Origin of the sequence: Desulfatiglans anilini DSM 4660 (assembly GCF_000422285.1) — a bacterium.
Lineage (GTDB): Bacteria > Desulfobacterota > DSM-4660 > Desulfatiglandales > Desulfatiglandaceae > Desulfatiglans > Desulfatiglans anilini.
The window spans coordinates 1-9,391 of the sequence record NZ_AULM01000069.1; the positions used below are offsets into that span (position 1 = coordinate 1).

A 9,391-nucleotide genomic window follows, 5' to 3' on the forward strand; every position below is an offset into this window, starting at 1 on the left:
CGACACGAGTTCCCGGTGCAGAAACTTCGGCAGCCGCACTACAAACCGACCGCTGAAATCCTCCTCCTCCGTCTCGGGTTCGGGGATTGCGCGCCCTTCTGCCAGGTATTCCGCAAAACGTTCGCGCTTGGCGGCTTCGAGTTCCCTCAGGGCCTCCTCGGGCGTTTCGCCGTCGCCCACAATCCCCAGTCGCCCGAACTGCGGCAGCCTGGCGAGATACCCGCCGCCTTCCTCCTCCGCGATAGCCGTGATCTCCACTCTGTAAGGCAGCGCTGCGTAATCATCAGCATTCCTTTTCATGGTCTTCTACTCCCAATTCCTCCAGGGCCCTTTTAGCCCGGATAATCTCCTTTATGTAAAACCCTTTCACCCGCTGACCGCCTTTCACCGGTATGGAAATTTCGCCGAAGGGGCGGTAATCGGCCAACATGGCCAGCCGGCTGCAGCGCACTACGATGTGCGAAGACGACTTTTGCTTCCACATTCCGGGGAAATAGGTATCCAGAAAGGTCGTGACTTCGTGCAGATGGGCCTCCCTGGGAATATGTGCGGACCACTTCTGGTAGAGTTTCTCAGCCTTGCCCAACTGCACCTCCAGGGTTGATTGATATTACATATAGTATCATTTTTGCACGGAGTCAACCCCTGATATTCTTTCCATGACCGCAGGTCAGTTGCACTCCTCAGCCTGCAGAATCCCTTCTTCTCGCGAATTCCGCCCATGCCGTCTCGTAGTCCTTCTCCCGGTCGCAGCGGTCGAAAGGGGCCTCATAGACGATGGTGCGCTCGCGCGGGCCGCCCGGCAGGGTGTCATCCTGGATGGTGCGCGAAACCGTGCCGGACTGCATTGGCCTGATGTCGTTCCACTCGGCCCGGGAAAACCCCACCCCCGGAAGCCCTTTGTTGCAGGTGAAAACGATGCGCCCGTTCCGGTCGTACCACGTATCGGATTCATACTGGCGCAGAACGGGAAACTGGACCCGGTAGATGGTCTTGAGTTCGTCCAGGGTAAGGCCCAGTTCCATGGCCGCCAGCACGTCGATCTCCACCAGCGCCTGCCGCCGGGCATAGTCCGTCCGGAGGGCCACGTGACGGTTCCATTGGGGCGTGAGGTTGCGGAAATGGTCGTTTGGCAGGCGGAGGTCGGGTTTGGTCCAGGTGTCCGCTAGGAAAAAGCCACACCACAAATGTCCCCACAAACGTGAGTAGTGGGAAGTCAAACACGCAAGAATAAGAATACGCAGCTGCAACTGGCCAGTTGACTGACAAGCAGGCAGAAGCCTCAATGTCGATTCATATAAATCACCTTTGCCAGTCGTTTTTATGAAGAAGTCATACGGTAATGATGCACAGCAAGATGCAAATGTCGCTAGCGAATCGTATTTTTTAAAGGCCGTGGATATTACGGGGTGGATATGCGCTAATTCTTCAGTCACTATCGCAGCAATTAGCGTTCTTTCCCCTGATTGGCTGAGCTGCCTGCGGGCGAAAAGTCGATAAAACTCCGTCACCGGTTCATTCGCTCCCCAAGGCACCCGAGGCGTCCGCCGCAAATACTCCTCAGGATCACACGCCGGCACATAATTCGTCCGGGGCAGGTAATCGTCGGGCAATTCCGTGAGGTCCAGCACATCGTAATGGGAATTCTGGGTGCATTCCGCTCTGGGTGTTTTGTTGCAAGGGTTGCCGACAAAGAAATGCGGACCCGACAGCACCAACTCTCCGGCATCCTTGGGAAACCGTGTTTCCCGACGGATCGTGCCGTCCTTCTGAGAGTTGGTTTCGTGCCACATCTCCGTCGAAAAATATTCCCCTTTCAAATCGCCCAAGCGCTTCGGATAGGTGGCGAACTTTTTCAGAACGCTGATCAATTGTCTCGAGTGCAATGAAGGCAGCCGGGCTTCCAACGCCTCAGTGCCCTCAGCGTCGTAAAGCCTCGCAAACAAGTTCAGCTCTTCCTCGGTCACCCGGATCACCCTAGCTGGATGCCCTTTGACGTTCCAACGGTTTTCGTCGTCCTTGATGCCGGGCACCGAGCCATGCCCGCCGTCTTCATAAGAGGCATAGATTGTTTTGGGGGCATAAAGATTAGCGATCTGGTCAAAACCGGGTGGCAGTTCCTGGTTCATAAAAATATTTGCACTGAATTTGGCGTGATGATCAACATCCCCAAAAAGATTCAGCTCATTCTGAAACTGAAAATGCCTCCGCAACCTTGAATATACAGCCCTCCGGAACACGCCCCCTTTCGGATCATCGTAGATCCCTTCGGGATGCAGGAACCCGGAGACCCCGCCTTCCCGTCCGATCATCCAGGCCTGCGGAAGAAAGCATTTGTAGAGATTGGTCTGTATCCCCTTCAGCAGGGGGTAATTCTGCACCGCATTCAGGAAATTCTGCGTCGCTTCGGCCTCCTCGAAGGCCGCCAGGTACCGGCTCAGAAGCCCCAGGCGCTCCAGGGTCTCCTCCCTGAGCTGGTCCAATTTCGAGGCGCTGAACTTGCGCAGCACAAAAAGGGGCTCCGCGTCGCCCAGGACCCCGCCCTCGTTCCACTCCACCTTGATCCAGGGGGGATTCCCGAGCACCAGATCGAACCCGCCGCGCCGGGCGAAGACATCGGCGAACTCCAGTTCCCAGTGGAGGAAGCGGTACCGTTCGGCCAGTTCCAGCACCAGCCCGAGCCGTTCATTTTCACGGGTGAGCCGGTCCACGTCCACGAAGCCGAATTCGTCCACCAGATTCAGCGCCAACTGGCGTGGCATGGTGTCGGGAAAAAGCGAAATCTGCTCGCCGGGCGTGGAGCCGCTCGAATAAAGGTTCCCTTCGAGGAGCAGGTTCAGATCGAGCATGAACTCCTCCCGCGTGGGCAGCAGACCCGATCTTTCGATGGGCCAGAACCAGAGGGCGCACCAGTAGTCCATGACCATCTTCAGGCGGCGGTAGGCGCTGGAATTCCGGACGTTCCGGGAGAGCATCTCCTGCTCGAAGACCCGGTCCTTCCAGTCGGTGGGGGTGATCTTGGACTCCTTGCCGGGCCTGTCGCGCCCGAAGACCGCCAGGGGATCGGTGGTGCGGGCGCGCATGCGCTCCTGGTCCCGCGTGTGCCGCTCCCAGAGCCGGTCCACCGCCTCGGAAAGCGTTAGAAGCGGATCGACCTCCCACTTGCTGAAGGGGCGGGTGAAGGTCCTCCTCCAGTCGCTGACGGCCGCGATGTGCTCCCTCGCAAGCCCTTTGACCACCCGGTCGTTGTAGCAGGCCATGCCCTTGTCAGGCAGGAGGAAGTGGTAGATGCCTTCAGGCGGGCGCGGCATTCCAGGCTGGACCCGCTCCGGCTCCGCCTGAAGCCAGGAAAGGCCTCCTTTTCCGGTTCGATCCAGGAGCCCTGCGGGAAACACCTGCCGCCGCGCGCCGATGAGGGAGTTGCCGCAGGCAAGCTGCATCCCGAACCACGGGACGAAGGCGCCGTCATAGATGGTGTTGAGCCAGAGGGAGACCTCCGCCAGCTCCACGGCCACGGGATTGAGGTCCACGCCGAAGACGTTGTTGTCGGCGATGAACATCTTGACCTTCTGCCTCTCGGTGGCGTAGTCCTCATGGGGGATATCGACCCCCAGTTCCTTCTGCCTGCGCCGCAGGTAGGCCTCCGCGAGCTGGCTCACCGCCTCGTTCAGGAAAGCCGCACTCCCCATGGCAGGCTCGCAGACGGTCAGGCTGAGGATCTCCTCCGCGCTTTTGCCCTGCAGGAGTTCATCCAGGGCGTATTTCACGAGGCAGCGCGTCAGCGACTCGGGCGTGTAGTAGGAGGCCGATTTCTCACGGTCGCGCCCCGCCAGGCGGTAGATGAAGGTCCCGCGCGGGTACTTCATGAGCCGCCCGTTTTCATCGAACTTCTCCTCCTCCGTGTAATGCTCCAGGTCCCTGGCCTGGACGAAGTAGCCGATGCCGAGTTCGTCGAACCCGGCCCCGGCGGGCTTGACCTCGTAAAGGTCGCTTTCGGCGAAAAATCCGGTATAGGAGAGAAGCGCCTCGTAGACGGCCCCGAGCTGGTTGATGCCGAGCTGGGCGTAGCTGATGCGCCCGCGCCGGTCCCTGCCGGACTTGGGGCGCGTCAGGGACATGCGCCGGAGCACCTGCTGGAGGATCTCGTTCCGGAAGCGGACACCGTTCAGGACCGGCGTCCGCGCGGGGTCGAAAAGGTGCGAGTTGAGGGCCGCCATGCGGAAGAGGTGATGGTCCGATCCCTCAGCACCCTGCAGCTCCATCTGGAGTTCCGCGCCGCGCGGCTGAAACCCGCGGTAGACGAGTTCGAAGAGGAGATCGAGGGAGTCGTTCAGGAAGGAGCCGTTCCGGGACTCCTCGGTGGTCAGGGGCGTCATCTCGAGGTCCCGCAGGGTTTCGAGGCTGTATCCCGTCCGGTACTCGCCGGATTTCATGGGGGCGTAACCGAGTTCGGGCCGCGCCTCGATATAGAAGAGGAAGAGCAGCCGGTACATGTAGCGCAGGCACTCGAGGGAGAGGTCCCTCGCCAGTTCACGGCCGTAGATCGCCTCCTTCTTCTTTTCCGTCAGGTAGCGCACGGCCTCGTTCCCCAGGAGTTCGATGGACTGGCGCAGGGCGTATTTCAGGTCTTCCGAGACGGAAAAGGCGTGCTTGTGGGAGCTTTCGTCCAGGGTGTCGAGGAGGCTCAACCCGTCCGCCGGACAGACGCTCTCCCGGTGGAGCAGGGCCGCCACGGCCCTCAGGGTGGACTCCTCCCGGCGGCCGAGGATCTCGGCCAGGTCGAAGCGGAGGAGGCGCTTCTCGTTCCACTTGGCGCGGTCCATGAGGAGCAGCTGGTTCATGCCCGCCACCAGGACCCAGCGGGGTGGCTCGTCCAGGCCGAAGACCGACCGGGTGATGATCTCCTCGAGGGGCTTCGGCGCCTGCTCCTTCGGCAGTGCCCGGCGGCCCCGGATGCCCTGGCCTTCCGGGGGCCGCACCTGCGCCCGGGCAACTTCCAATTGCAGCAGGTCGATGTCATCCGGTCCGGCATTGAAGGCCTCGACGATCCAGAGCTCGGGGGCCCCGCTGCTCTTTAGGATCTCCGAGAGGAGCGGCAGCGCCGCACCGTCCTCAAGGATTTTTGCATCCGGCTGATATTCGTACCCGAGCGCCCCCAGAAGCCGCTCCAGAAACCGGCGCTGCAGCTCCAGCCTCTCGGCCGCGTCGCGGAGGCGGCCCATCTGGTTGCGGACCGTGAAATAGTCGCGGGCCAGCGCCCGCAATTCGGCGTAGGGCGGCCGGACGCCTTCTTCCTTCCGCCGCGCCTCCCACCGGGCGAAAATGTCCTTCAAATCGGCTTCGAGGATCGCCGAGATATAGTGCTGGGTGTAGAACTCGTTCTCATTGGTGATGCCGGTGAGATCCATGGTCATGCGAATCGATGCTCCTTTTGCCGCGCGCCCGGACGGTGCGCACCTCAGCCCTTGAGGACCGCGATCACCTGGATGTGGGGGTGATCCTCCGTGGTGAGGGTGTCCTCGACCCAATCGAAGTATTCGTCGAAGATCCGGTCGACCTCGCGCCTGCGGGCCTCCCGCCGCGCCTCGACGATCTTCTCGGGCTGCCTGCTGCCCCCGAACTCGAACTCGAGTTGCCGGAGCTGTTTGGCTTTCAGCCGCTCGAGGGCCTCGAGCTGCTGGTTCAGTTTGGCGTTGATGCCCTCCTCAAATGCCTCCCGGCGCTCGCTCATCCAGGCGCGCGCCCGGGAGACCGCCTCCGGCAGGAGCAACCTCAGCGCATCGACATCGAGGGCCTGCCCCCGGTTGGGATAGCTGCGGCGCCCGAGTTGGAGCCTGCCGCCCAGCGCGTCGAGCGGCTCCACAGACCGGAAAGCGCCTCCGCTGAAGCCTACGCCGAACCACTCGTGAACCAGGGGGTGACTCTTGCGGTTCGGGATCAGGCCCGACATGACAAAGATGGCCTCCTCCGGTCCGAGGCCCCCTGAAAGCTCGAGCACCGGCGCCTCATGCCGGCCGAAGGCAGCCAGGAGCTTGTCGTTCACCCAGTCCACCACCGGGTGAAGATCCCACAGATAATGCATCAGCGGCCAGGCCTTTTCCTCCTTGCGGCTGCGGCGGATCTCCGCCTGGATGAGATCCCTGTCGGCCGACAGGACCAGCCGCCCGTCCTCCGGCACGATCTCGCGGGGGAGGAACCTGAAACGCCGGCTCAGGTCCGGAGGCGCCGTGAGGTCGAGGCGCTGCTCTGCGGGGTAGAGATCGGCTTCGAAGGGTGCCTGGCGGCGGAGGTGGCTGATGGCGGCGGCCAGATAATCATACGTGGACGGGAAGAGCGAAACCGGCTTCGCGGTCGAACCCCGCGCCGTGCGGCCGACAGGCGTTTCCACCTCCCCCAGCAGGACCGCCAGGTCGTCGAAGTCGCTGCCGCGGATGAAGGCCTCGAACTCCTCCGGGCTCTTTCCCGCCTCCATGGCCGAGGCCGTCAGGGCCTCTTCCTCGGCGATGTCGTGGACGCCCATGAACTCGGCCGGGTCCCCGATATTCCGCACCACTTCCTCGTCCTTGGCGATGAGCAGCTCCAGGATCCGCATGTCGCCCCGGATCTTCGGGTTGACGCTGCGGGTCACCAGGTAGACGATCTCGGGCGTGCGCTCCTGCCCGTAGCGGTCGATGCGGCCGTTGCGCTGCTGGAAGACCATCAGCGACCAGGGGATGTCGAAATGGATCATGCGGTGCGAGAGATAATGGAGGTTGATGCCCTCCGAGGCCACGTCCGATGCCAGCAGCAGGCGCACGGGGGACTCGTCCTTCCCGAACTCCTCGACCGTCTGCTGCTGGTCCACGTCCGACATACCGCCGTGAAGGACAGCGACGGCGCGCTCCTTGAGCCCGAGGTCGCGGGGCAGGTGTGTATGCAGGAACCGGAGGGTCTCGATCCGCTCGGTGAAGATCACCAGCCGGTCGGATTCGTCATCCCCCTTCCAGCCGAACCCGACGAGCGGATCGCGGATCACCTCGAGGAGTTTCCGGTACTTCGAGTACTGCTGCGCCGCCACCTTCCCCACGCCCTCCGCCAGGGCCTCCAGCGACTGGATGTCCAGAGCCGCCTGCTCATCCTCGAGTTTCCGGAGGCGGACGATGCGATGGCGGATCGTATCGATGCAGGCCGCGGGGCTCGAGAAGAGGGCCTTTTCGAGCGTGGTCCTGAAAAGAAGGCCGCCGCTTCGCTGCTGGTCGATGCGCGCGAACTCACGGTCCGTCAGGGTGTCGAAGGCCGCCTCCTCCTCGGCGGAGGCGTCGCAGTGGGCCACAGCGATCCGCCGCTCCTTGAAGGACGCCGCCACCTGCTCCTGGATATCCTTTTTGAAGCGGCGGATGTAAAGGCCGCGAATGTCTTCGGGCCCGTAATGCTCCGGGTCGGCGATGGCGGTCGGATCGAGCATGTTCATGAGGCTCGCGAAGCTCCGGGCCTTGCCGTCATGGGGCGTCGCCGAAAGCAGGATGAGGGTGTCGGAGCGCCGGGCGAGAAGCTTGGCGAGCCTGGCCCTCATGTTCAGGCTGTTGCCGCGCTCGGCCACGTTGTGCGCCTCGTCGATGACGATGATGTCCCAGTAGGCCGACTCGATGTAAGTGCGGTATTCGGCGTCCTGCTTCAGGGTGTCGATGGAGATGATCGCCTTGTCGTAATAGTAGAACGGATTCTGGTTGGTGGGGATCCGCGAGCGCACACGCTGAATCCCGATGGAATCGAGGCGCACCAGCGGGATGGTGAAGCGGGTCCACATCTCCTTCTGGAACTGGGTGAGCATGCTCTTGACCGCCACGACGAGGATACGCTTGCCCCGGCCCCGCAAGATCAGCTCGCTCAGGAGGACTCCGGCCTCGAGCGTCTTCCCGAGGCCCACGGCGTCGGCGATCAGGATGCGCTGGCGCGGCTGCCGGAGGGCCTGCACGGCCGGATCGAGCTGAAACGGGACCAGGTCCATGGCCGCCTCGTGCCCGATGTAGAGTTTTTCGTCCGTCGGGGGCTTGCGCCTGAGAAGGCTTTCCATGTAGAGGATCGACGCCTCGTAGGAGCTCGACCGATCCGGCACCAGCCTGGTCTGCGCCGGATCGAGGACTTCGATCTTTTTTTCGATTTCGGTCAGGAAGACCGCCGACTTGTCCCTGACAATCTCGCTGACGCCCGTCACGCTGAGGGCCAGCCCGCCGGTGGACGTCCGGTCCACGCGCCGCACGACCCACTCCGCATCCCGCACCTCGATCCGCGCCCCGGGCGCAAAGGTATGATTCATTGAAATTTCCTTAACCAGCCGCCAGAAAAGAAGAATCCGCCGCGCAAGATTGCATGGTCGGCTGGCTTCAAAACCCCTGCCAGCCATCACAGCAATGGTACCCGACCGAATACGGACTCTCTTCTAACGATTCCCTCGTAGTGAACGCCACGCATAAGCCCGGAGAAATTTTTACCCTCGCTCTTTATGCAGTTCTTATGGGGCTTTTCTCATCAAATGCGAGGCAAAAGACTCTTTCAAAGGACCGACAATCGGTTCCAGCTCTGACAAATCCACGGTTTTCATAGACAGGCCTTTTTGCTCGCCTAATCTTTTAAAAACAGCGTCTGCTGGGGAGCTGCCAGTTAAGATCAACAGATCCGCCCACTGGTTCTTTCCATGGAACGTCTTTTGAAGCAATTCTTCTACATCTTTTCTGCGGGTGCTTCATCGACCACACGTAAAAAAATTTGTCCAAATACATAACAGCTACCGGCATCTATCAATACATACACATCATAAGGTTCACCTTTGACGAACAAGAATTCTTCATTGATTCTGACGAGAACAGTATTTTTCCGACTTGGCCGGGTCCCACTCCTGGAGCACCGTCAAGATCGACCGCAACGGACTGCAATTCTTCTGAAAGCATGTGCTCAAACGCGATTGGGAGTGGGTAAACATCGTCAAAGTCCCGAAAGTGACACCGCGGCCTGATATCCTTGCCCTGAACGAAGTCGAGCGATTAATCAGCGCCACGCGCAAACTGCGCAACAGGGTCTTCCTTTTGACGACCTATTCCATGGAATTGCGTCTCTGCAGCAAAATGTTGGGCTATCAATGCCCTTCATTTTTGAAATAAGTCAGAGTGGGTTCCAGTCCGCTCGAAGACAACACGGTCGGAATCAACCAGATAAATCAACAGCCAGTCGGATTCAATGTGGCATTCCCGTCGCCCCTTCCAATCGCCAATCAGCTTATGGTCACGATGAATGTCATCAAGCGACTCCCCAGCCACTAAAGAACGGATGATTATTTTCAATTTTTCAAGGTTTTTTCCGCGCTTTTTCATCCGCTTAGCGTCGCGTTCAAACTGCGTTGTATATGCGGGGGTCA

At 60.8% G+C, this 9,391-nt stretch carries 5 protein-coding genes; all 5 read right to left on the reverse strand.

Features of this window, described 5'->3' with window-relative positions:
* On the reverse strand, nucleotides 1-300 hold a 300-nt coding region (locus H567_RS0120455), incomplete at its 3' end, for a type II toxin-antitoxin system HicB family antitoxin (RefSeq protein ID WP_028322821.1).
* Nucleotides 284-586 (reverse strand): hypothetical protein, encoded by a 303-nt coding sequence (locus H567_RS0120460; protein WP_028322822.1) that lies wholly within the window; start codon nucleotides 584-586, stop codon nucleotides 284-286. The genes H567_RS0120460 and H567_RS0120455, both read right to left, overlap by 17 nt.
* Before the next feature lie 97 nt (nucleotides 587-683).
* Nucleotides 684-5,414 carry a DNA methyltransferase family protein gene (locus tag H567_RS0120465; RefSeq protein WP_028322823.1) on the reverse strand — a complete coding sequence of 1,577 codons (4,731 nt, stop codon included), beginning with the start codon at nucleotides 5,412-5,414 and terminating at the stop codon, nucleotides 684-686.
* A gap of 44 nt (nucleotides 5,415-5,458) precedes the next feature.
* Nucleotides 5,459-8,296, reverse strand: coding sequence for a DEAD/DEAH box helicase (locus H567_RS0120470; RefSeq protein ID WP_028322824.1), 2,838 nt, complete (start codon nucleotides 8,294-8,296; stop codon nucleotides 5,459-5,461).
* Between the two features lie 826 nt (nucleotides 8,297-9,122).
* Nucleotides 9,123-9,391 (reverse strand): type II toxin-antitoxin system YafQ family toxin (locus H567_RS28165; RefSeq protein WP_028322825.1); only part of this gene is annotated, 269 nt, incomplete at its 5' end.